We start from the raw sequence: 23,668 nt of genomic DNA on the forward strand, positions 1-23,668 counted from the left end.
CCAGTGCTTTTCTTATAGTCAAGGTTTACATCACTTCGCGGATCAAGCTGATGACTTTGCCCAAGATGGTGACTTCTGGCAAGCGAATCGGTTCAAGCTGGTCGTTTTCCGGTTGCAGGCGAATGTGATCGGGTTCCCGGAAGAAGCGCTTGACGGTCGCTTCCCCGTCTGGGGTCATGGCGACAACGATATCGCCGTTGTTGGCCGTCGGTTGCTGGCGCACGACCACGTGGTCTCCATCAAGGATGCCGGCGTTAATCATGCTTTCGCCCCGCACGGATAACAGGAAAACGGTCTGTTCATCACCGACGAGGCGGCGTGGCAAGGGATAATAGTCTTCAATATTTTCAATCGCGGTGATCGGTTCACCCGCGGTTACTTTGCCGACGATAGGGACAAAAACGGTGTCCACTTGGGCTTTAGTAGGCAACTCAGTCCGTTTAAGCAATTCGATGGCGCGTGGTTTTGTCGGATCGCGCCGAATATAACCTTTTTTTTCTAACCGCGCCAGATGACCGTGGACGGTGGAGCTGGAAGCGAGGCCAACTGCTTCGCCAATTTCGCGCACTGAAGGTGGATATCCTTTTTCGAGTACGTTTTTTTGTATGTAATTAAGAATGGCCTGCTGGCGTGGAGAAAGTTTGCTCATGTTTTTCATCTCCCCTGATTGTAAGCGTTCACGAGCCTTTTTTATCTTATTCTTAGTATACATGAAGAAAGAAAAAAGAACAAACATTTGGTAGAATGTTTGTTCTTGAATCGGTATAAAAACGCCTGAAACCACTGATCACAGCATGCGATCCAACCGATCCAGTGCGTCATCTTTTTCGGTGTTGATGACGTGGGTATAGATTTGGGTGGTCTGGATGCTGGAATGGCCCAAAATCTCCTGTACCACACGCAAATTTTCGCCGTTGGAGAGGAGCAGAGTAGCTAGCGTGTGGCGCAATTTGTGAGGAGAGATATTGGCGGCTTTGGGTGGTAGATTGGCTTCGCGTACGTATTTCTTGATGATTTCGGAAATGCCTTTGCGGCTGATCCGTTGGTAATTTTTATTGAGGAACAAGGCGTATTGGTGTTCTGGCGGAACCGGATCTTTGGGTCGCCGTTCCAAGTAGGCTTTGAGGGCGTCCATCGCGTTGCCGTTTAATTTCAACATGCGTTCTTTGCCGCCTTTGCCGATGATAATGATGCGGTACACTTGCCCATCCGTTTGAATGCTATTCAGATTGAGGTTAATCAACTCGGAAACGCGCATACCTGTGTTTAAAAACATCAGGATGATGGCGAGATCCCGCGTTTCAATCCAATTGGGGCTTTTGGTGTTTTTCTTTTGGTGGTAGAGATGAACTGCTTGGATGAGCCTGAGTGCTTCCTCCTTGGTCAGAAATACTGGCACTTTGGAGCGGGCGCGTGATTTGAGCGTCGCATCCTCATATTCTTCCATCGGGTCGCGGTCGAGAACATGGGATTTCACCAGAAACCGGAACAGCGAGCGGAGGGATGCGCGTTTGCGCTGTTTGCCGCTGCGCGAGTTTTCGCGGAAATGTGTGCGTTCTACCCAGACTTCTTTCATTTCTCCCGTGGTGGGATCTTTTTTCTTCATTTTAATATGTACGGTGCGCTCATACCCGTTTTCAATATGACGGAAAAACCGTTTAAGGGTCATGGCGTCAACTTGGTAGATGGTTTTGCCGCGCGTCGTTAAAAAATCAAAGAAAAGCGCAAAGTCATAAGCATAATTGGCTATCGTTTGTTTAGAGCGGTCGGCACTGATCATCTCCAAGAAGAAATCTTGCACTTCTTCTGGAAATTGGCCTACGATTCGATTAATGCTTTCTGGTAGTTTGCGCGACACAATCATGGTGGTTCACCCCCTGGCAAGTACATATGTTGGCGATCAGGCTAGCATGACGGAAACAACAAGTCCGCAAGCCGAATATGGCGTGAAAGGGCGATCAACCATTCCCATTTTACCATGTTTTTCATCAGCGGGAGGGGCAAAGGGTGGGTTTTTCTCCCTGTTCATGTTATGATGCAAGATGTCAGCAATCCTTGTGAAAGGGGTGCCTTTCTTGCTCATAAAACGATGGGCGTTGTTGTCATTGGCGGTAGCGGTAGTGGGATTGACTGGTTGCAGTTCGTTTACGTTTGGGGACGGAACGACCATTGCTCCGGGACAAGCGACGAAACAGATTGTCGAGATTGTGGAAAAAGCGGAGCGGGTTTTGCAAGAAAATCCGCAAAATACATACCGCTTGGAGGGAAACGGGTTTTATGCGACAGCAGCGGCTGATTTCGCTCAAAACAAGATGCATATTTCCGGTTTAGATGAAGGCATGCAAATTCCCTTGGAAGGGTATGTCAGCGGAAATGATGTTTATGAGAAAGTGATGGTGACATCGGAAGCGAAATGGTATTCTTATGCGGCCATGGACTTGCCTTACATCGTACAAATCTATCCACTTCCCGGTTATCTTCCGCATCTGCCCCGATATTTGGCTTATACCAAAAAATATTCAGGCGATATCGAATTGACGGATGATGGGAATGTCTTCCGCTTGGAGTGGAAAGCACCGGAAACTGAACGGCTAGCCTTGCAAGAGCGCTTGCGGAAACTGGAGGCGTACAGTCTATTTCCCAATGAGGAAAATCCGGCTCCAACCGATATTGAATTGATGGAGATGCGCCAAAAGTTGACAATAGACAAGAAGACATATCAAGTGAAAGAAATTTGGATGGAAACTTATTATCCCGAGAATAAAATCGACATGAAGATGACATGGAAAAAAGCAGGTGCGAACCAAGTAGACGTGCCGGACAACGTCAAGAATGAGGCCAAACAAATCAAATAGGATATATGACAAGGGCTCTTACTTTTAGGTAAGAGCCTTTGTCATAAAACCAGCAGACAAACAACCTTAACAAGCCACAAAGCCCAATTTGGTGTTGATTGCGAGCATGGGCTTGTTCATATGGGCGACTCGGGTTTCCACCCGTTGCACGCCTTTGGCCAAGCAGATATGAAGCAAATGCTGTTTTAAGATCGTAGCCATTCCAGTGCCCCGGTATGCTTTGGACACGACCGTCAGCCCTGTGCGGGCGAGCGTCCCATCAATGGCCAGCGTGCTTAGCGCGATCCACTTTTGGCCATGTGAGATGAGCAAAGTCGTTTCCCTGTGTAGCCAGTAAGAGGTTGGATAAATGCGTGTGACAAAGTCTTCGTACCTCTCAAACTCCTCGCTACAACATCCAGGGTCATCCAACACTCCTTCACGCACTAATGGATAGAGGGAGCGTCTGGTTATTTCGTTGTCTCCCGCCTGCGCGAGCGTGAAGAGATGGTACGGCGGTTCAAGCGGCTTTGGAGTGATTGCTGTAGGATCAATAGTGGTCAGATCGAGGGAAAGATGAATGAACGACATGACTAGCCTCCTGTGACAAGATGTTTCATGCCTGGTGATCAAATGGTTGATATTCCACCGATCGTTCAGTTTGATTTTATTGGCTTTAATTGGTTGTGACAAGGAAATTTGCATTTGTTGGCATGGTATACCCCACCAGATGTTTCAAAAACGGATGATTCTTTGTTTGAGCATGGAGTTGTTTTAATTTAAAATGTTCTTGCTAACTCATTTGAGATACTTGAGAAACGGATGGGAGAGTTGAGGCAGGATGAGTGCACAGCATCGTGGACGGAACGTGGGAGCGGAGGGCAAGTCGCGAATGAATCCGCTTCCGTCAGAAGAGTGGAGGCAGGTGTGGTTGATGGAGTCGTCCACTTTTGCAGAGGAGCCCGTTGAAAGAAAAATCAGCCGCTTGTCCATTGCGAAACCTGGATTCGACCCGATAATCCAACAGATCCAATCCGGTGATCTGCTCGTGTGCCACACCTGCGGCACAAAGCATCAAATCAAGGAAGTGTTGTTATTGGTAGACGAGGCCCCCAAAAGCGGCCGTCCGGTGACAGTGTACATAAAACAGTTTGAAGAGCATCCACCCGTGTTGTTGGATGCATTGATTGCCGCTTGTGTGGAATGCACTGATCCTCCGCCTGGCGGCACGTATCTCATCCCCGCTGATGTTTTACACAGGATTCGCACCGTACAACCAGAGGTGAGCATGCTATTTGCGCGCCCTCGCCACTGGGTATTTCAATGCAATCCTCGCTTTTATGATTTGAAACAAGCGGTACGGCGAAATCATTTGAAGACGTGGAAAGTGACAGCTCATAAGCAACGCATCAAAAAGGGCGACAAGGTGATCTTGTGGATGACAGGGAGTGAAGCGGGATGTTACGCCCTGGCGACGGTGCAGTCAGAGGTGTTTAAAGGATGGGAGGAGATGGTGGAAGCGGAATATTTTCATGTGGATAACTCACCGGAAGCGCAGGACCGATGTGAAATAGAGATTGACTTAGATTTGACCGCAACCCCCATTTTACGGAAGACGACGGAAGCAGATCCGGTATTGGCGGGGTTGAAAGTCGGCATGCAAGGGACTAATTTCCAGGCGACCCTTGCACAATACCAACAACTCTTGCGGTTGGCCTTGTCCGAGCGGAGAGGGATGAAGGCAAAGGTCGCCCCACGTTACAGCTTGGCCGATTTTTGTACAGACACTGGCTATGCTGAAGAAGAAGTAAAACATTGGCTTCGTGCCATCCATCGCAAAGGCCAAGTAATTTTTGGAGGGCCTCCGGGCACGGGCAAAACGTATGTCGCTGAACGCTTGGCCCGTTTGCTTACGAGCGAGGGGAATGGCTTTTATGAGATGGTGCAGTTTCATCCCAACTATGCATATGAAGATTTCATCCAAGGGATTCGCCCGGCGGTGGCGGAAGACGGCAAGCAAAAGGTGGAGCTGGTTCCGGGGCGCTTTTTGGAATTTTGTGAGCGGGCCCGGCGTTGTGGTGGTACATGTGTGATGGTCATTGATGAAATTAATCGTGCTCATCTGCCCCGCGTGCTAGGAGAGCTTATGCTCACTTTGGAATATAGGGAAACCGAAATTCCGTTGGCTGGTGGAAATCGATTTTCCATTCCGAAAGGTGTGCGGCTGATCGGCACGATGAATACGGCTGACCGTTCCATCGCACTGTTGGATGTAGCCTTGCGCCGACGGTTCGCTTTTATTCGATTGTCACCACAGTATGAACAGCTGCGCCAGTTCCACCACCCCCGGGGCAATGAGGTTGAAAGGCTGATTCCATTGTTACAGGAAATCAATGAGCGGGTGGGCGAGCCTTCCTTCGCACTGGGAATTTCTTATTTTATGGTGGAGAATCTTGCTGAGGAATTGGAAGAGATATGGAGATGGGAAGTTGAACCCTACTTGGAGGACGTGTTGTTTGATCAACCGGATACAGTCGCATCGTACTCTTGGGAACGGGTGAAAGGACGCCTCCTTCCATGAGCAACGTGAAATGGCTGGAGCTGGAGGAGGAAACGGCTTGTGAATGTGGACATGAGGAGTTGCCGCCGGAAGTGGGGGAGGAGATCTGCCTACGGTACTCTCCGTGGTTGGATGTCGAATTTCCATCACCTAAAACAAACAATCGCTGGCGAATCCGAGCGAAAGGATGGGTCGGCTATATGCCGCTTGCGGGGGGAAGGGGCATATATGTGCAGCCCAAGGTTCCGGTAACCAATTTGTTTCAAATGCTGGAGGTGGCCTATGGTCTGAATAGCTTGCGCCTCTTTGAAGGGCGAGCCGAGGTAGCTTCTTTGTCTGGCTTTTATGAGCAAGTGGTGGAGTCACTGGCTGTCCGAGTGTTGCATCGGGCGCGACAGGGGTTTTATCAGGTATATGTGGCCAGAGAAGAAGTTTTGCCATACATCAGGGGGCGTTGGCGAGCGGGGGACTACCCGCGTCATCCAGCTAGGCCGGGGTTCGCATGTGCGTTTGAAGAAATGGTTGTAGACAACGAGGAGAATCAAATCATTCTGTGGACGTTGCATCACGTGATAAAGAGTGGCTATTGTCAACGGCCTGAGGTATTATCTGCTGTGCGCAAAGCTTATCAAGCTATGGAGGCAGGCGTTTCTTTGAGGCGGTATACGGCAGCGGATTGCGTGAACCGACATTATCACCGGCTAAATTGGGATTACGCGCCGATGCATACATTATGCCAGTTTTTGTTGGATACATCAGGCCCATCGCATATGCGTGGTGATCGTATTGTTACTCCTTTTGTGCTTAACATGCCTCGTTTATACGAACGGTTTGTCACGAAGTGGTTGAAACGGAATCTACCTGAGCAGTTTCAATTGGTCGCGCAAGAGGCGGCATCCATTTCTTCCAAGCGGGCATGGGTGATGGATGCGCTTATTTATCGACGCGAACCGTGGACTGTCCATTGGTTGATTGATCTTAAATACAAACGGGATCGTGAACCAAAGAATGCCGACTTGTTTCAATTGACGGCCTATGCCGCTGCCAAAGGGTGCAAAGAAGCGGTGCTCGTCTATCCGGGCGGGGCGCGGACGGCCAAGCTGACTGTGGGAGTGAGCGGCATTCAGGTCAGCGTGTTGAATTTCCCGCTAGATGGCGACTTAGATCAAGCCGGCAACCAATTTATGCGAGCGCTGATTGAAAAAAGCTGAGCGTGTATATAAAAACGGCCTCTTCCCATATAGAGAAGAGGCCGTTTTGTATACTGGATTACGCTTCGTATTTGATCATGTCTTGTTCCACACATTCTTTGGAGCAGTATCCTTGATGAATTTCTTCACATGCATCACAACAAAGGTGTTGTTTGTGGCACATGTCGTATTCGCAGTTGATGTAACGGTCTGTCGGATTGCCGCAGTGATAGCATTTCCCGACAATAGTTTCCTCCACTTGGTTGATTGGCACCGAAATCCGTTCGTCAAAGACATAGCACTTGCCATCCCACAGTTGCCCTTTGACTTCGGGGTCTTTGCCGTAGGTGACAATGCCTCCATCCAATTGGTAGACATCTTTAAAGCCTTCTTCCAACATAAAGGCTGTCAATTTTTCACAGCGAATGCCGCCCGTGCAGTAAGTGATGATGGTTTTATCTTTGTAATCTTTTAAGTTGTTACGAATCCATTCTGGGAATTCACGGGTGGTGTTCACGTCAGGGCGGATCGCACCGCGGAAGTGTCCCAAGTCGTATTCATAATTATTGCGCCCATCTATGACAATCACATCGTCACGCTGCAACATGTTGTAGAATTCTTTCGGTGTCAAGCGTTTGCCTGTTTTTTGGTAAGGTTTCACGTCTTTTTTCAGCCGCCAGGTTACCAATTCTTTCTTCGGGCGTACAAACAGCTTTTTAAAGGCATGTTTATGATATTCGTCCACTTTAAACGGCATATCATTGAACAGTGGATGGGCGTGCATATACTCCATGTACCGTTTTGTTTGCTCGACGGTGCCGGACAGTGTGCCGTTGATCCCTTCTGATGCGATAAGGATGCGGCCTTTTACTCCCAACTCTTGGCAAAAGGCCCGATGTTCATCTGCGAAAGCGATGGGATCCTTGATTTCAACATATTTATAATATAAGAGAATGCGATAATCGTTTTGTGGTGTGGTCATGTTTGATCCACCTGCTTCCTTTCCATGATTCCTGAGAAAACAACCTGCCTAATAGTATACAACAGAATGTCAAGATCGCCAAACTTGCCAAGCAAGCACACATACAGGTTTGCGCTTGCTGTTAAAAAGGAAAATAGTACTATGCTCAGTTTGTTAAGGGCTATGGCAGCGTGGCAGGCTTGCAGAGTTGGATACCCTAAGAGAGGAGCATAGTGCAATGGAACTCATAGAAATTATGTTTAACTCCTTTTTTTTGATATGGTTTGGTATCATCGGATTGATTATCTGGATGAATGTGAAGAAAAAGAAAAAGCGAAAAAGGCAACGTGGTGGCCGCGCCTATTACTCTTCTGCATCGAGTCCGACGCCTTTTTTCCTGTTTGATACTGATGATCAAGATGACAAAAACGATCACCACCATGATGGCCATTCCGGCAGTGATTACAGTGATGGTGGGAGTAATTGCAGTAGTAGCAGTTGCAGTAGCAGCAGCTGCGGCGGTAGCAGTTGCAGCAGTGGCATTTGAGGTTGCCTCGAAACAAGGATTTTCCGCCGTTTCTTCCCCACTCACTTAATTTGTCAGACACATCCTGGTTACCAGAGGGGGAGCTTTTCCCCCTTTTCTCTGCGAGATAAAATTACGATATATTGCGAATGGAGTGAAACAATGTTGAGAAAGGTTTGGCATCTGTGTTTAACCGCTTCTTTGCTTGTCACCGTGGCGTTTGCAAACATAGCTCAAGCGGCGAGCCCTGCGATCAAGGAAGAGGATGGCGCTCGCCAAATCTTGCAATTCATCAAAAAGAATCCGCACAAATCTTCGTTGGCAGTTACATATAATGGAAAAGATGTGGTCAAGTACCGTTCATCCAAGCTGATGCCTTTGGCCAGCACCGTTAAAATCATTGTTGCCGTTACATACGCTAAACAAGCTGCAAAAGGCAAAATCAATCCCAATGAGCGGATTCCTTTAACCGAATTGGACAAGTATGCGATCCCAGGTTTAGATGGCGGCGCTCAAGCACAATGGTTGCAACATTTGAAAGATAACAATTTAATTATCAACGGAAAGGTTCCGTTGGAAGAAGTGGCCAAAGGCATGATTAGTTTCAGCTCGAATGCCAATACCGAATATCTGATGGAACGGCTGTCAATTAATCAAATTAACCAAACGTTAAGAGAGTTGGGATTAAACAAGCATCAACCCATTTATCCGTTCTATTCATCTCTTTTGATTCCGTATGAAATATGGAAAACGGATTATTCAGGTCAATCGATCCAAGACGCCATGCCTAAAATCAAAAAGAAGATGCGTAGAATGTCATTGCAAGAGCATCGCCGTTGGGCTGAGAAGGTCTTTACCCAACTCATGCATGATCGGGATCAACGGTATATAAAAGAAGCGGATATCGCTTCTTGGTATGATATCGAGTTGGACCGTATGTATTCAGACCGATTTATTTCATCTACTACAAGTGAATATGTTTCGGTGATGAAAAAGCTTAACAACCGCTCATATTATCCGAAGAAAACATACAAGCATTTGATTCCGGTGATGGAGCAGATAATGGAAATCCCGGGAAACAAAGAATGGCTCTCACACGCTGGATTAAAAGGCGGATCCACGTTGTACATTTTGACACAGGCTTTTTACGCCACTGATAGACAAGGAAACAAAACTGAGTTAGCGATCTTTTTCAACAACTTGACTCCAGAGGAAAAAAGTCAATTGCAAGCTCATCTGAATGAATTTGACTTGAGGGTGATGACAGACCCTCAGTTTAGAAAAGAGTTGAATATGCTCAAACCGTAGTACGGGTGGCAGAGCATGTGTAAAGCTTGAATAAGAATATTGACATGGTTCATCATACTCCATGGAGAAAGGTAGTAGCAGGATGACTCATTCGTCAAATCGACCAACTCCCCCAAATTATGCTGTATTGTAATCTTCACCTCAGTCCGTACGGAAGGAGAAGATCAGGGTTATGGGAAAATGGTTGAGCAAATGGTGGAACTCGCCAAACAGCAACCCGGTTTTCTAGGGATTGAAAGTGTCCGGATTGCTAATGGATTTGGCATTACGGTGTCTTATTGGGAATCGGAAGAGGCGATGCGTGCATGGAAAGGTCATGCAGCACATCAGATTGCATAAGAGCAAGGCAAGGCGGAGTGGTATGCGAACTATACTGTTCGCGTGGCCAAAGTGGAGCGAGAGTATGGGATGGAGTAGAACGGAAGTGAAGTAAAGGTTAATGAGGTTGCAGCCACATCAAAAATATAAACTGGTTTGCTTTGCAGATTGAATCGAAAAAAGAAACATCAGAGCTGTTCCCCGATGTTTCTTTTTTCAAATGAGAGGATAAATACCGTTGCCACGATGCAACAGGTACCCAGCCATTCAACCCAGCCAAACGGGACATGAAGCCAGATGACTGCCAGCACGACGGCTGTCAGCGGTTCTGCACTGGCGAGAATGCTCGTTTCAGCCGGCCGGATGTATTTTAAGCTTTCTAAATAACAAGTGAATGCGATCAATGTACCGAAAATGATAATAAATGCGATAGAGAGAAGTGCTGAAACGGTGATCTGCCCCTCGATGTCCCACGGTGCGTGGACGAAGGAAAAGCCCACGCCGCCGATTACCATACCCCAGCCAATGATGAGGGGAGTTCCCCACTGGGCGAGTAAAGATGCAGGTTGGATCGTGTAAAAGGCTAACGCGATTGCAGAGCCAACTCCCCAAAACAGTGCGGCTTGCGAAATGGAAAGTTGTCCAAGATCGCCGCCCGTGACCAAAAGTAGCGTGCCTGTGAACGAGAGGATCACCGCAACCAATTCCGCGAAACCGGGCCGTTTTTTGCTTCGCACCGCAAGAAAAAGAACCACTAGGGTGGGAGCCAAGTATTGAAGCACAGTGGCGGTAGCGGCGTTGGAGGCATGAATAGCCGCAAAATAGGTATATTGTACGCCCAATAAGCCAGCAAGGCCAAACAAAAGCAACCGCAGGCGATCGTGGCGTTGTTTCCAAATTGACCAAATGCGAACCTCTGGCTTATTGATTGCCAGTAAAGAAAGAAGTAAAACACCCGAGATCAGAAGGCGGATCACTACCAACCACTCAGGAGAGACGCGGGCCGACTCGAACAAATTTTGCGCCACGGCACCTGAGATACCCCACAAGCTGGCGGCGATCAAAACCAAGCCGTAACCTTTGACCCGTTGATAACGGTTGCGTGTTTTCATCATGTTGTCACCTCGGCTTATCGCCATATGGAGAAGATATGTCTTCATTGCCCCGTGATAGAGCGAGGCAGAATGGTGAAATGTTCATATTTTTATATTATAATTCAAAATGAAATTGGTTGAAATGCAAAATCAGAGGGCTGCATTTTAATAAGAATGCATTGCAATATGAAGTAAAATTGGCAAAGGTGGCAAAATATCGCAAATGAGCTCTTTAAAACTGGATTCCCGTTTTATTCACCTGTGGAAAGTGCCAATCACAGAAGCACCTTTGTTCCTGGAAAAGGTCATGAGCGAACGGGAAGTAAATAGATATCGGTCGTTTCGTAAGCAGGAGGATCGGGCTCGCGCACTTTTTTCCTATGGGTTGCTGCGGTTGTTGTTGGCGGAGTTGTTTGACACCAACCCCTCAGATGTGTCAGTGACGCGGGCTTGTCCAAGTTGCGGGGAGGAACACGGCAAGCCGAGGGTGGTACGTCCAGATGAGCAACCAATTGAGCTGAGTGTTTCCCATTCTGGGAAATGGGTGGTACTGGGTATTTCGCTTCTGTACCCCTTTGGTGTAGATATTGAAAGGATCAATCGGGAATCGGATCTTGACGGCATGGCGAGAATGTCTTTGTCCGAAGCAGAACAGGCCGCGTGGGCTACCTTGCCTCCAGACATGCGGATTCGTGGGTTTTACCGCTATTGGACGCGAAAAGAGGCCATTGTCAAAGCGACCGGCGATGGTTTGACTGTCTCTTTGAAACAGGTGCAAGTGAATCCGGCCGATCAAGCGCCCAAGTTGTTGGCTTGGCAGGATCGACCGGAAATGGTGGGGGAAATCACTTGCTATCCACTCGCTTTGGATGAACATACAGAAGGGTGTGTGGCTGTGATCGGCCAAGTGGATGGCGTGCGGTTGTATGATGGAAGGGAAGTGTTGGTTCGCTGGCAGGATAAGCTGACCGAAAAAGGATTGCGCGGTGTTTGATTTTATTTGTTCAAGTAATGTGAAAGAGGTCACCTTGGTGGGGTGACCTCTTTTGTTGTGAAGATCATTTCCATTTGATGTTGCAACCAATGCTGGGTTTTTGTTGCACCTGGATCGGTTCGTTGTTGAAGATGCTGTCCAACGCAGCGCGGATATAGGAACCGGTAACCGGCAAACCATTTCCCGGCCGGGAATCATCCAGTTGCCCGCGATATACACATGATAGTTTCCCGTCGAAAATGTAGAAGTCTGGTGTGCAAGCGGCTTGATAAGCTTTGGCCACTTGTTGTGATTCATCGTAAAGATAGGGGAAGGGGTATTGAAACTCCTCTGCCACCTTTTTCATGTTGTCTGGGCCGTCTTCGGGATATTGTACGGCGTCATTCGAGCTGATCGCGATAAAGGCGACTCCTTTGGGCAAATAATCGTTGGCCAATTGCACCAATTGTTTTTGAACATGCTTGACATATGGACAATGGTTGCAGATGAACATGATCACGGTGGCCACATCGGATTTCAGCGCTTCGAGAGACACCTCTTGATTGGAAACGACATCAGGCAAAGTGAAAGATGGCGCTGTCGCCCCCAGCGGAAACATATTGGATTCAGTTAATGCCAAAGTGAATCCTCCTTCCTGTCACTGTGAACCTGTGCATCATTATACCATACATATAGCGGTGCAATTTATGTATCTACCTACTTTGCATCGTCGTATTTGGTCAAACCCAGCATTTTGATTTTGACTTGGATGGCGTCTTCACTCAAGCCTTTTTCGCGCAACTCATTGATCTTCTTCTCTTTGCGGCGAATCGTGTCTTCGCGCTCTTTGGTTTCAAATTCGTCGATGAGAGCGAGTTGCTCTTCTTCTGTGGGTGGGACGAATTCATACAATTCTTCAGGGCGCACATTCAGGAGGTGAGCCATGTGGAAAATGGCTTCGGGCCGTGGGATCGCCGCGCCTCTGGCCCACAAGGAGACCTGTTGTTTCCTGGCGCCCAGCGCCCGCGCGAGAGAGGTTTGATTGGGAACTTGCCCATAGATTTTGTAGCCTTCCTCACGTCGTTTACTTAATATACTATTAATTCGGGGGATCAACCTCATCATCCACCCTCCTTGCATGAAAGTTTTCAATTTTTATATTATCATATTTATAGTCACATAGATAATTATAAATATGAAATAAAGGTTCTTTTTATATTTTTAATTATGAAACAAATAATTGCGGTAAGAGGGAAACGCTTTGAAGTGTAGAAGTTTCTGTGACGGTTAAAATCATTTGTTTATGGGGGGATGTGGCGTGTTGGACGTGGAATGCCGTTATACGATGTGCTTCATTAAGAAAAATGATGAAATTTTACTATTGAATCGTGAAAAACCGGCATGGATGGGCCGGTGGAATGGGTTGGGTGGGAAAATTGAACCCGGCGAAACACCGCATGAAAGCGCGTTGCGCGAAGTGAAGGAAGAAGCAGGTTTGCACCTTAAAAAGATGGACTGCCGCGGACGGCTGATCTGGATATTGGAAGATGGAAAGCGAGGAGGGATGTATTTGTACTGGGCGGAACTTCCCGCTGATCAGACATGCCCTACTCCAACGAAGACGGATGAAGGGATCTTGGATTGGAAACGGATCGCATGGATTTTGCACCCTGAGAATAAGGGGATGTCTGTGAATGTGGTGAAGTGTCTGCCAATTTTGTTGGCGGATGAAAAGCAACATTTGTTTCAACTGTATTGGCGCGGAGAGGAATTAATCGCATTTGACCATGCTGAGCTATCTGATGATGAAGGCTGATAGGTCCCCATTTTCATATGCGAGCAAAAACATGTTATTTTTTGTTCGTTTAGGGTACGTTAATTAATGAGTATCCAAGGGGAGGTTTGATCTTTTGACAATGGTTGATTATTCGCGCAAGAGTACGGTGCTTGAAATGGATGAACGCAACAGCCGGATGAAATTGTTGCACTACAGATCCGAAGATATCGAAGCATTGGCGAAGCATTTGGAGGAGTTGGCGGAGGAGAAAGATATCGGAAAAGTGTTGATTTATGCTGATCCCGACGATACTAAGGCGTTTGAAGAGATGGGTTTTGAGAAGGAAGGCGAGATCAGTGTCTTTTTCAACGGGGAGCCGGCTGTGATTTTATCGCGGTTTATAGATGACCGGCGCTCGGTGGAAAAAGATGCGGAAAAGAAGGATGAGATCGTCGAACTTGCCGAGAAAACAGAAACGATCTCGGAACCCCCGGAATTGGGACCATCCTTCAGACTGCGCCGGGCGACAGAAGCGGATGCGGAGGAGCTGGCGGCGCTATACGCCAAAGTGTTTGAAACCTATCCGACGCCTGTGCATGATCCCGACTTCATTAGAAAATGCATGCGCAACGATGTCTATTTCTCCGTCGTTACCGACCATGGCAAGATTGTGAGTGCTGCTTCAGCTGATGTGTTCACCCGTTACAATTGCGCGGAAATCACTGATTGCGCAACCGATCCCGCCTATCGGGGCCAAGGGTTACTCAGCGCAATCATTTTTGATTTGGAAAAGCAAATGCGGGCGCGGGGCGTGCCCAACCTGTTTTCTCTTACACGTGCGGTATCAGTGGGGATGAATATTGTGATATCGCGGCATGGGTTTGAGTATAAGGGGCGCCTTATTCAAAACAGCCATATTGCGGGCCGTTTTGAAGATATGAATATTTGGGTAAAGAAATTGGATTAATTGTTGATTGATGGCTTGCTTCATGCGGGCGTACAGGAATGCCGATGGTTGTAAGGAGGCGGCGTTGGCCTCTTCGCAACCGTCGGCTTTCTTTTTATATGGTCAGACTATACCATCCCGCATAAAACTTATTTATCGTAAGATAGAGATGAGTGCCAAGAAAAGGAGAGAAAACAGATGATACAAATTCAACCACTCAGCCGGTGTACATGGGAAGAGTCGCTAGCTTTGTGGAACGAAGCGTTTTCTGGTTATTTTGTGGATGTGTCGATGACGATGGAGGCGTTTGTGAGAAAATGGTCGCGTGAATCGCTCTCACCTGACCATTCTCTGGTGGCGGTTGCTGAGGGGAAGTTGGTCGGATTGGTATGTTCTGGTATCCGTACCGTAAATGGCAAGAAAATGGCTTGGAACGGGGGAACGGCGGTCGTCCCCGCTTGGCGTGGCAAAGGGGTGGGGCGGAAGCTGATGGAAGAAACGCTGGCTTTGTATGAGCGTGAAGGAGTTGAGCTTGCCACCCTAGAAGCGATCGCTGCAAATCAGGCGGCCATTCGCCTTTATGAACGGTTGGGTTATCGGATTGTCGATCGCTTGTCTTATTACCAGTCGACTGAGCCATTGCGAATGATTGAGGCGGAGCCGTCTATGCATCGCATTGAGCGAATTGTGCCAGGGCAGATAGCAACGTTACCATTTTATTCTGCTGAAGTGCCATGGCAGGGACAGTGGTTTTGTTTGCGGGACGGAGAAGCATGGGTGCTTGCTGACGGCCGGGGAGGTGTCTTGGGGTACGCGCTGGGGCGGCGGGAATTTGATGAGCGAGGACGGTTATGCAAAACGGTCCTTTATCAAGTCGAGACCGCGCCCGGCCTAATCAATGAGCAGGCATGCTTTCTATCTCTGTTGGAAGCAGCATGGGGTCCCGCGACGGATATGTGTGAACGCATCGTTGCAAACTGGCCGTCAGCTAAGCACATGGGGGCGGAGATTTTTAATCGCTTGGGAATGAAGACGACGATTGAACAGGTATGGATGATGAATGAATTGGGTGCTAAAAAGCGATCTGTATCCGGGGGGAATTTCTAATTATGGGGTATTTTAGGATGGGAACGAGGGGCGAATTCATGCAACGTTACAAAAGAAGACTTTTGTAACGGTATAAAGCCGTGTTGAACCGCGAAATTGGTTGGATTTGTAAAAAAATAAGTGAATGAAAGTGATACCAGCAGGTTGATTCGCATATTACCGCCCGACGAGGGGGTGTCTGGCAAATCAAGTTGGTGGGGAAGAAGTGTTAGAACCCTCTTTTCTTGAGGAGCGCCGATGCACAAGTGAACAGAATGGCAAATTCATAGTTATACAATTAAATCAAAATAGAGTGAATATCATTCTATTCTTACTAAAAGATTGTAAACAAATATGATACTCAAACAAGTTTGCTGAGCAAACAAAATAATAAAGAAATATGAACACATCCAAGTGATTTTGCTTGAAGTGATTGAACATTCCAGCATACAATTTATTTGAAAGCATCCCCAAAGGGGAAATATTGAAAACAAGGGTGAATGCAATTGTCAGCAACTTATTCGCAGACGTGGGATTTAGATAGCATTTTCAGTGGTGGAAGCGAGTCCTCCGCTTTGGTGAAACATCTGGAAAAGCTTGAGCATGAGCTCCCTTTATTAAAGAAATACATAGAGACGCTGGAACCAACCGCCTCTTTGGCTTCGTGGATTGATGCTATTCAACCGTTGCAGGAATTGGGCAGTGGCCTTGTGGAAGCACGATCGTTTCTTGATTGTCTCGAGGCGCAAGATGTTAAAGATGAAAAAGCCAAGGTTTTGTCCGGCAAATTGACGCAAATCGGTGCAACTTATGAAGCGGTGATCATCGCTCTGGAAAGCAAAGTGGCACAAGTGCCGGAAACCGATTGGCAACAACTGATGAAATCTCCTGAGCTGAACCAAGTATCTTTCTCGCTGAACGAAATGCGTAAACGCTCGTTGGAAAAGCTGCCGCCAGAACAGGAAGAGTTGGCTGGTGATTTGAGTGTGGACGGGTATCATGCTTGGTCAGAAATGTATGGCACCATTGTGGGACGCATGCAAGTGCCATTTGAAGAAGGCGGAGAGACCAAGCTACTATCCGTTGGACAGTTGGCAAACAAGCTGACCAGTCCCGACCGGGAGGTACGCCAGAGGGTGTTTGAAAAGTGGGAAGAGGCTTGGCGGAACGAAGCGGACCTTTGTGCTGTCACCATCAACCATCTGGCTGGTTATCGTTTGCATCTGTATAAACGCCGCCAATGGGAGAATGTGCTGAAAGAGCCGCTTGATCTCAACCGGATGGAGGAGCGGACACTGCAAACGATGTGGGATGTGGTCGCCAAAAACAAACATCGTTTGCTTCCATATATGAAGCGCAAGGCGGAAATGCTGGGAGTGGATCAGCTCAGTTGGCACGATGTGCAAGCACCGTTGCCAGGAAATAAGCAAGCGCTTTCATATAATGAAGCGGCGAAGTTTATCATTGAGCAATTTGAGCGATTCAGCCCTGATATGGCCTCGCTTGCGCGAATGGCGTTTGAAAAAAGATGGATTGAAGCCGAGGATCGCCCCGGAAAACGACCTGGCGGGTTTATGACGGATTTCCCCATAAGCGGCGAATCACGCATTTTCATGACATTTAGCGGAACGCCTAGTTGCGTCTCCACATTGGCCCATGAGTTGGGGCACGCTTACCACACGTATGTGATGAAAGACTTGCCTTTCTTGGCACAACAATATGCTATGAATGTCGCTGAAACCGCCTCCACGTTTGCCGAAGTGATCGTAATTGATGCAGCGATCAAACAAGCTTCTTCTAAAGAGGAGAAGATAGCACTTTTAGCTGATAAAATCCAATCCACGATTGCGTTTTTGATGGATATCCATTCTCGCTTCCTCTTTGAAACGCGTTTTTATGAAAAGCGCAAACAAGGCCCGCTTACACGCGATGAGTTGTGCGAATTGATGGTGGAAGCGCAGAAAGAAGCCTTCGCTAACATGTTGGCTGAATACCACCCGCATTTTTGGGCTTCAAAACTTCATTTTTACGCAACGGATATGCCTTTCTACAATTTCCCATACACGTTTGGGTATTTGTTCAGTGTCGGTATTTACGCCCGCGCGTTGCAGGAAGGGGCAGGCTTTGCGACCAAATATGTCGATTTGCTTCGTGACACAGCCAGCATGACGGTGGAGGAGCTGGGCAAGCGGCATCTCGGGGTTGACTTGACGCAGCCGGACTTCTGGCAGGATGCGATGGATTTGTTGATGGCTGATGTGGATGAGTTTTTGGCATTGACAGAAGCGTGAGCGTAATCGCCCGGGAGGGTTTAAACCCTCCCGGGCTTTTTGGATTTGGGGGGATAGATGAATGATACGTCATATCCATGGTTCCGTTGTTGCAGTGGTCGTGTTGCATGAAATTTTGGGTTTTGTCTCAATTGGCCACGATTAGAGTACGATGTAGTGGCCCTCGATTTGTTGTCGGGCCACCTATATGCATATCAATAAGAAAGAGTAAGCATATCGAGCCTTCATGGAAGGAGTGGGATTTGCCAAGGCGACTGGGGATGTGTGAGTGTTGCTGGATGAATTACGAACAACCCACACCCAAGTGTTTGGCCGGATATTATGGATCGCGTATTCGAGATTATATCGATGTGCCTCCCCTCTCTGGCCAGTACGTAATTTTGAGCGCCAAAGAGGCGGATGGGCTTAGCATCTCTTTTATCCGGGGCCTCCAACAGGGATGAAGGTGTTGTGTGATGGGTAAAGTGGCAGGGAGTTCTTCCCTGCGATTATTCATTAATTTAATAAATCTGACCGACTGTTGAATTAGATTGTGGTGAGGGGTAAACTGATAGTGAATTGTGCAAACGTTTTCGCAAGGTATATAAAGGGATGAGCGCCAACTTTTATGCAATTCTTTGAAAGCGTTTTCGAAATTTGGGAATGAAAGGGAGAGGGGTATGAAAAAGGGAGCTTTGCTCAGTGGGTTGGTGTGTTTATTGTCGGTTGTGCTGATGTTTGCTTCTACTGCACCCACGGCTGTGGCGCTTTCTCCTGCGGATTGGCAAGAGAAAAGCATCTATTTCATTATGACTGACCGGTTTGACAATGGTGACCCCAGCAATGACAATTATGGCGGTTTTAACGCTGACAAAAGCGATCCGCGCAAGTATCACGGTGGGGATTTTCAAGGGATTATCAATCGCTTGGACTACATCAAGAATATGGGGTTCACGGCCATTTGGATTACTCCGGTCACGATGCAAAAGAGCGCTAATGCATATCATGGTTATTGGACCTATGATTTTTACAGCGTAGACGGTCATCTGGGCTCCATGGCTAAGCTACAAGAATTGGTGCGGGCGGCGCATGCGAAAGGGATATCGGTGATGCTGGATGTAGTCGCCAATCATACAGGGGATTTCCAACCTTCGAGCTTCGCCAAAGCTCCGTTTGACAAGGCAGATTGGTACCATCATTATGGCGACACTCAAGACTGGAACGATCAATGGTGGGTGGAGAATGGAGATATTGCCGGCTTGGATGATTTAGACCAAGACAATCCGGAAGTGGCAGCGGAATTGAAGAATTGGATCGCATGGCTTGTGCAAACGACCGGAGTGGATGGGTTGCGTGTTGATACGGTGAAACACGTTCCAAAGTGGTTCTGGCGCGAATTTGACGGGGCAGCCAATACCTTTACCCTTGGCGAAGTGTTTCATGGAGACCCCGCATATGTAGGCGATTACACCAATTATTTGGATGCGGTGCTCGATTTCCCGATGTACTACACTATTAAAAATGTGTTTGGCCAAGACCAGTCAATGAGACAGATTGCGGATCGTTACGCGCAAGACTATCGATATAAAAATCCGATGACTAACGGCTTGTTTATAGACAATCATGATGTGCCTCGCTTTTTGAATGAAGCTTCAGGCAAGCCTGGCGCTTCCTGGGACAAGTGGCCGCAATTAAAAGCAGCATTGGGCTTCATGTTTACTACCCGTGGGATCCCGATTCTGTATCAAGGCACGGAACAAGGATTCAGCGGAGGCGCTGATCCTTACAACCGGGAAGATATGGTGTTTAACGACCAGCATGAGCTCTACGGTTATATCGCCAAGCTAAATTACATTCGTAACACTCATGTTGCTTTGCGCAAAGGAACACAGGCTGAAAAGTGGTTGGATGACACATTTTATGCTTTTCAGCGTTCGTATAACGGCGATGAGGTGGTGGTGATGATCAATAATTCTTGGAACAGCCAGACGCGCACAGTGCCCAACATCGACCGAGTTGCCAATGGCGAAACCCTGTACAATCGGATGGGGACGGACAAAGTAACAGTGAACAATGGTTCGATTACTGCCACACTCGGCCCCAAAGAAGTAAAGATATTTACCAAATGAAGAGATATACCGACAGTGTTTAAAGAGAAATGGACAAAAAAAGCAAAGGGTTCAAAAAAAACCCTTTGCTTTTTTATTTATTCTGATGGTGATCCACCCAGTGCACTGAGCACCTCGGATAGCTTCCGGCCACTGATTTGATCGGGATAGGAGGCGGCGAAGTTTTCGAAATGAACCAAGACATCTTCGCTTTTTCCTTCCTCTGCGGACTGAATCGTGCTTCGTTGGCTCAGCAGAGAGGGATGCGGCTTGACGAGGGAGACCGTTTGGTTGTTGTGAATCTCCAGGATGTATGGGAAAAATGGGATTCCATAGTAGTCAGTGTTTTTAATCGGTGTTAAAAATAACATATATGATTTCCCGAATTCTGGTTTGATATAGTTGGGATCGGTCACTGACAATATATCTTGGGAGTCCAGATTGGCAAGCTCCTTGGTTTTGGGTATGTTAACACGGATGATGGGCTCTTTGCCAATTTCTCCTTTGATGACTTGATCGGCTTTGAATTGATATAATTCCCCTTCATGATAGACCGTGTTGGATGCCAAGCCGGGATTGTTGAGATCACGAGCAGAATTGATCTTGCGTTCCATTTTCACAAATTTCCCCACCACGATGACCTCGGATTGGCTTTTCATTTCTTCCAGGTTATAGGCTGCATGGAGTGAGCCATCGACGCGGATCACTCGGGGAGCGGTGTCGAAGAATTGGATGCCGATGAAGAAAGCGGCAACAGCGATAGATATGAATGCGGCTATATTCAGCCAGGTTTTACGCATGGTTTCCCCTCCGTCAGTAGATATAGTTGATGCCTTTGATATCGTCTTCTTGTGGGACGGAAACGTTGGGAGTGTATTTGTACATCAGTGTGGTAGTATAGTTGTTGTCATCCAGACCCAATACATGTCCCAACTCATGGCCAGCGATCTTGACTGACTTTTCGTATGTAGTTGTATATTCATGATTCAACTTAGTTACCCAATAATCGATGCAACTGTCATCACCTGCTGAATAGCCGGTGTAGCCATTCCAGCCATCAGCCTCGCGGTAAGAATCGATTACACCGCTAGCGCTATTGTTGCCGACAAAGTTCCGGTAAGATTGGGCTGCGGCCCAGTTTTTCATCGCTTGGGTGGCACCCGTTTGATGATTGTAAGAGATGGAGCCGCCCCACCGGAAATAGACAGGGTTGGTGCACTGCTTTTTGCCGGTGACTGAAAATGCGAACACGTGTGAACTATATAGTGCGGCAGTGGTTAAGCCTGTACAAATCGCAAGGAGAATGCCCAAAAATTTATTCATGGTCGTGACTCCCTTCCACGTGGTCTTATGAAAGCGTATATTATTAATAATATAGAAGATTGGTAGTTAAAGTCTATGATTTGGTTTTAAATATTTACATATTTTTAAATGTAATTGTTATAAAAGATGGAACTTCTATGATGTGTAGAATCTCTCGCCGATAGGAAAAAGATAATCGTCCCGTTTTTTTGTTTTGGTATGAGGGAGCTTTCATGAGGCGGAGGGGGTGTTTATGCTGTATTTTTTATTGATATAGTTTGTTATGGATAAATTCGGTATAAGGGGTGAAAATCGCATGATTATACGCGAGGCGGCCAGAATTGTGCTGTTGAATCAGCAGAATCGCTTGTTGCTATTCAAAATGGAAGACCGACTTATCAAAAGTGAAGAGAATCCGGATGGCAGACCGGTTTGGTTTACTGTAGGGGGCGGATTGGAGGAAGGCGAGACATTTGCCGCAGCCGCTGAACGGGAATTGTGGGAAGAAACCGGTTTGGTAAATGTGGAGTGGGGGCCGTTTATCTGGATCAGGGAAGTAGACTTGGAGTTCAAGGGCGTGCCCACTCGATTTGTTGAGCATTATCGCCTCGCTTACGCAAAAGAAGCGCAAATTCGACTGGATCACTTGACAGAGGAGGAGCAATTGGGTTACCTGACCCATCATTGGTGGAGTGTTGATGAATTGAAGCAGACAGAGGAATTGGTGTTTCCAAGGCGGTTGGGGGAATTGCTGGAGCCGATTTTGAACGGGAACATCCCTTCAACCCCGATCCAGATTGAATGATCTGGCAACCTTTTATTATAAACTGGTTTGCAATGCATACCTTTAACAGAAGAAAAATAATAGCTCATCCTTCAACGAAGTAAATCCTTCCAAGTTGTCGCATTTGGCGCGTAGGCATAACAAAGCCTCTGTCTTGTGTCAAGAGAACACAAGGCAGAGGCTTTGTTTTATTAGCGAGTAAGTATTTTATACCACTTCGGCGGCTGAGGGTTTTGCCTGTTTGTTGAAGATGATGTTCAACACGATGGCGGTTAAGCTGCCCAAGACAATGCCATTTTCGACGACAACGCGGATCATGTCAGGGAGATCTTTGAAGATGGCTGGAACCACGGAAGTTCCCAATCCCATGCCAACCGAACACGCCACAATCAGAAGATTTTGGGTTTGTTTAAAGTCGATGGTAGCCAGAGCCCGAATGCCGGAAACGATGACCATACCAAACATGGGGATCATCGCTCCGCCGAGAACAGCGTTAGGGATGATAGTGGTTACTGCTGCTACTTTTGGCAATAACCCCAACACGATGAGGATAATGCCGGCCGCGATGACCACGGCGCGCGATTTCACTTTGCTCAGAGCTACCAGCCCCACGTTTTGCGAAAAACTGGTATAAGGGAACGAGTTGAACAGCCCACCGATCATGATGGCCAAGCCTTCAGCGCGCAGTCCTTTTTTCACTCGTTCTCCTTCCAATTTTTCGTCACATATGTCGGCCAAGGCCATGAAAACCCCAGTCGATTCAATCATGCTGACGATCGCGACCAAAGACATGGTAATGATAGAAGACACATGGAATTCGGGTACACCGAAATAAAAAGGTTGCACGATTCGGAACCAGCTCGCGTCCGCAACATGGCTCAAGTCCACCAAACCCATGAACCAAGCGGTAATCGTACCGATGACCATGGCGAGCAGGACGGAAATGGATTGAATGAATCCTTTGCCAAACCGATTGAGCAAGATGACGGAGAGAAGCGTCAGCAGTCCCAGGAACAGGTTTTCCCATTGCCCGAAAGTGGGGGAGCCTTGCCCTCCGGCCATATTGTTCATGGCGACAGGAATCAGGGATACACCGATCGTGGTAATGACTGATCCGATCACCACAGGAGGAAACAAACGCATAATATGATTAAAAAATTGCGCGATCAGGGTAACGATCAAGCCAGACGCGATGATCGATCCATAAATGGCGGGCAAGCCTTCCAATTGCCCGATAGTGATCATTGGCGGCACGGCGGTAAAGGTGCAGCCCAAGATGACGGGAAGTTTGACACCGAAATAACGGCCGCCAATCACTTGCAAGAGTGAGGCGATACCGCAAGTGAATAAATCGATCGAGATCAAATAAGCCAATTGTTCGGGATTCATTTTTAGCGCCCCGCCAACAATCAAGGGCACAACCACCGCCCCGGCATACATGGCTAAGACGTGTTGAAATCCCAGAAAGGAAATCTTCCATCCATTTAATTTACCCATGAGGAACCTCCATTGATCATTTCCGAATAATATAGTCTATATAATAGCATATCGTTCAGTTTTTGTGGATAGGAAATAAATATTGGAAAGATTGAATGATTGGGCAGAAGAATGGCTGGAGGGATGTCCGGCAG

22 protein-coding genes and 2 pseudogenes are annotated in these 23,668 nt (G+C 47.4%); 14 read left to right on the plus strand and 10 right to left on the minus strand.

Annotated elements, in window-relative coordinates:
* Nucleotides 1–25 precede the first annotated feature (25 nt).
* On the minus strand, nucleotides 26–649 hold the full coding sequence (gene lexA, locus NYR52_RS08290) for a transcriptional repressor LexA (protein ID WP_022739072.1): 624 nt from the start codon (nucleotides 647–649) through the stop codon (nucleotides 26–28).
* A gap of 138 nt (nucleotides 650–787) precedes the next feature.
* Nucleotides 788–1,864, minus strand: a complete 1,077-nt coding sequence (locus tag NYR52_RS08295) for a tyrosine-type recombinase/integrase (protein WP_022739073.1) — start codon at nucleotides 1,862–1,864, stop codon at nucleotides 788–790.
* 211 nt (nucleotides 1,865–2,075) lie between these two features.
* Here NYR52_RS08295 and NYR52_RS08300 point away from each other — a divergent pair, with 211 nt between their 5' ends.
* A complete protein-coding gene (locus NYR52_RS08300) occupies nucleotides 2,076–2,855 on the plus strand; it encodes a hypothetical protein (protein ID WP_259436695.1) in 780 nt (259 codons plus the stop codon).
* 66 nt (nucleotides 2,856–2,921) lie between these two features.
* Here the strand turns inward: NYR52_RS08300 and NYR52_RS08305 are convergent, their stop codons facing one another.
* The gene (locus tag NYR52_RS08305) at nucleotides 2,922–3,425 is read right to left on the minus strand and encodes a GNAT family N-acetyltransferase (RefSeq protein ID WP_259436696.1); all 504 of its coding nucleotides are present in this window, start codon (nucleotides 3,423–3,425) and stop codon (nucleotides 2,922–2,924) included.
* A gap of 250 nt (nucleotides 3,426–3,675) precedes the next feature.
* Between NYR52_RS08305 and NYR52_RS08310 the strand changes: the two genes are divergently transcribed.
* Nucleotides 3,676–5,415, plus strand: a complete 1,740-nt coding sequence (locus NYR52_RS08310; protein WP_259436697.1) for an AAA family ATPase — start codon at nucleotides 3,676–3,678, stop codon at nucleotides 5,413–5,415.
* Nucleotides 5,412–6,605 (plus strand): McrC family protein, encoded by a 1,194-nt coding sequence (locus NYR52_RS08315; protein ID WP_259436698.1) that lies wholly within the window; start codon nucleotides 5,412–5,414, stop codon nucleotides 6,603–6,605. The genes NYR52_RS08310 and NYR52_RS08315 overlap by 4 nt, the downstream gene beginning before the upstream one ends.
* Before the next feature lie 58 nt (nucleotides 6,606–6,663).
* Here the strand turns inward: NYR52_RS08315 and trhO are convergent, their stop codons facing one another.
* A complete protein-coding gene (gene trhO, locus NYR52_RS08320; protein ID WP_132220371.1) occupies nucleotides 6,664–7,566 on the minus strand; it encodes an oxygen-dependent tRNA uridine(34) hydroxylase TrhO in 903 nt (300 codons plus the stop codon).
* Between the two features lie 217 nt (nucleotides 7,567–7,783).
* On the opposite strand from trhO, the gene NYR52_RS08325 reads away from it, so the two are divergent.
* From NYR52_RS08325 to NYR52_RS08335, 3 genes and pseudogenes are all read left to right on the plus strand, one after another.
* Entirely contained in the window at nucleotides 7,784–8,092 is a 309-nt protein-coding gene (locus NYR52_RS08325) for a hypothetical protein (RefSeq protein ID WP_132220373.1), read from the plus strand.
* Between the two features lie 141 nt (nucleotides 8,093–8,233).
* Nucleotides 8,234–9,379 (plus strand): serine hydrolase, encoded by a 1,146-nt coding sequence (locus NYR52_RS08330; RefSeq protein WP_259436699.1) that lies wholly within the window; start codon nucleotides 8,234–8,236, stop codon nucleotides 9,377–9,379.
* A gap of 82 nt (nucleotides 9,380–9,461) precedes the next feature.
* A pseudogene (locus tag NYR52_RS08335) lies at nucleotides 9,462–9,796 on the plus strand (antibiotic biosynthesis monooxygenase family protein).
* Between the two features lie 89 nt (nucleotides 9,797–9,885).
* On the opposite strand, the gene NYR52_RS08340 reads toward NYR52_RS08335, so the two are convergent.
* On the minus strand, nucleotides 9,886–10,812 hold the full coding sequence (locus NYR52_RS08340) for a DMT family transporter (protein WP_259436700.1): 927 nt from the start codon (nucleotides 10,810–10,812) through the stop codon (nucleotides 9,886–9,888).
* 202 nt (nucleotides 10,813–11,014) lie between these two features.
* On the opposite strand from NYR52_RS08340, the gene NYR52_RS08345 reads away from it, so the two are divergent.
* On the plus strand, nucleotides 11,015–11,785 hold the full coding sequence (locus tag NYR52_RS08345) for a 4'-phosphopantetheinyl transferase family protein (protein ID WP_259436701.1): 771 nt from the start codon (nucleotides 11,015–11,017) through the stop codon (nucleotides 11,783–11,785).
* A 64-nt stretch (nucleotides 11,786–11,849) separates the two neighbouring features.
* On the opposite strand, the gene NYR52_RS08350 is transcribed toward NYR52_RS08345, so the two are convergent.
* Together NYR52_RS08350 and NYR52_RS08355 are read right to left on the minus strand one after the other, a co-directional pair.
* Nucleotides 11,850–12,404, minus strand: coding sequence for a thioredoxin family protein (locus tag NYR52_RS08350; protein WP_259436702.1), 555 nt, complete (start codon nucleotides 12,402–12,404; stop codon nucleotides 11,850–11,852).
* A gap of 77 nt (nucleotides 12,405–12,481) precedes the next feature.
* Nucleotides 12,482–12,889, minus strand: a complete 408-nt coding sequence (locus tag NYR52_RS08355) for a helix-turn-helix domain-containing protein (protein WP_157053458.1) — start codon at nucleotides 12,887–12,889, stop codon at nucleotides 12,482–12,484.
* Nucleotides 12,890–13,082: 193 nt separating this feature from the next.
* Here NYR52_RS08355 and NYR52_RS08360 point away from each other — a divergent pair, with 193 nt between their 5' ends.
* From NYR52_RS08360 to NYR52_RS08385, 6 genes and pseudogenes are all read left to right on the plus strand, one after another.
* Nucleotides 13,083–13,580 carry an NUDIX hydrolase gene (locus NYR52_RS08360; protein ID WP_246026855.1) on the plus strand — a complete coding sequence of 166 codons (498 nt, stop codon included), beginning with the start codon at nucleotides 13,083–13,085 and terminating at the stop codon, nucleotides 13,578–13,580.
* Between the two features lie 100 nt (nucleotides 13,581–13,680).
* A complete protein-coding gene (gene ablB / locus NYR52_RS08365) occupies nucleotides 13,681–14,508 on the plus strand; it encodes a putative beta-lysine N-acetyltransferase (RefSeq protein WP_259436745.1) in 828 nt (275 codons plus the stop codon).
* A 177-nt stretch (nucleotides 14,509–14,685) separates the two neighbouring features.
* Entirely contained in the window at nucleotides 14,686–15,594 is a 909-nt protein-coding gene (locus tag NYR52_RS08370) for a GNAT family N-acetyltransferase (protein WP_259435441.1), read from the plus strand.
* A 479-nt stretch (nucleotides 15,595–16,073) separates the two neighbouring features.
* Nucleotides 16,074–17,864 carry a M3 family oligoendopeptidase gene (locus NYR52_RS08375; protein WP_259435442.1) on the plus strand — a complete coding sequence of 597 codons (1,791 nt, stop codon included), beginning with the start codon at nucleotides 16,074–16,076 and terminating at the stop codon, nucleotides 17,862–17,864.
* A gap of 278 nt (nucleotides 17,865–18,142) precedes the next feature.
* On the plus strand, nucleotides 18,143–18,307 hold the full coding sequence (locus NYR52_RS08380; RefSeq protein WP_259435443.1) for a hypothetical protein: 165 nt from the start codon (nucleotides 18,143–18,145) through the stop codon (nucleotides 18,305–18,307).
* Nucleotides 18,308–18,610: 303 nt separating this feature from the next.
* Nucleotides 18,611–19,972: pseudogene (locus tag NYR52_RS08385) on the plus strand (alpha-amylase family glycosyl hydrolase); the annotation flags it as partial.
* A gap of 77 nt (nucleotides 19,973–20,049) precedes the next feature.
* Here the strand turns inward: NYR52_RS08385 and NYR52_RS08390 are convergent.
* Nucleotides 20,050–20,751, minus strand: coding sequence for a hypothetical protein (locus NYR52_RS08390; protein WP_132220389.1), 702 nt, complete (start codon nucleotides 20,749–20,751; stop codon nucleotides 20,050–20,052).
* A 13-nt stretch (nucleotides 20,752–20,764) separates the two neighbouring features.
* A complete protein-coding gene (locus tag NYR52_RS08395; protein WP_132220391.1) occupies nucleotides 20,765–21,274 on the minus strand; it encodes a matrixin family metalloprotease in 510 nt (169 codons plus the stop codon).
* Nucleotides 21,275–21,569: 295 nt separating this feature from the next.
* Between NYR52_RS08395 and NYR52_RS08400 the strand changes: the two genes are divergently transcribed.
* Complete coding sequence (locus NYR52_RS08400) at nucleotides 21,570–22,058, plus strand: NUDIX hydrolase (protein WP_158283247.1); 489 nt, start codon at nucleotides 21,570–21,572, stop codon at nucleotides 22,056–22,058.
* 186 nt (nucleotides 22,059–22,244) lie between these two features.
* Here NYR52_RS08400 and NYR52_RS08405 read toward each other — a convergent pair whose 3' ends face one another.
* The gene (locus NYR52_RS08405; protein WP_132220395.1) at nucleotides 22,245–23,534 is read right to left on the minus strand and encodes a nucleobase:cation symporter-2 family protein; all 1,290 of its coding nucleotides are present in this window, start codon (nucleotides 23,532–23,534) and stop codon (nucleotides 22,245–22,247) included.
* Between the last annotated feature and the right edge of the window lie 134 nt (nucleotides 23,535–23,668).

The sequence above is a fragment of the Laceyella sacchari genome, from assembly GCF_024927925.1.
Taxonomy (GTDB): domain Bacteria; phylum Bacillota; class Bacilli; order Thermoactinomycetales; family Thermoactinomycetaceae; genus Laceyella; species Laceyella sacchari.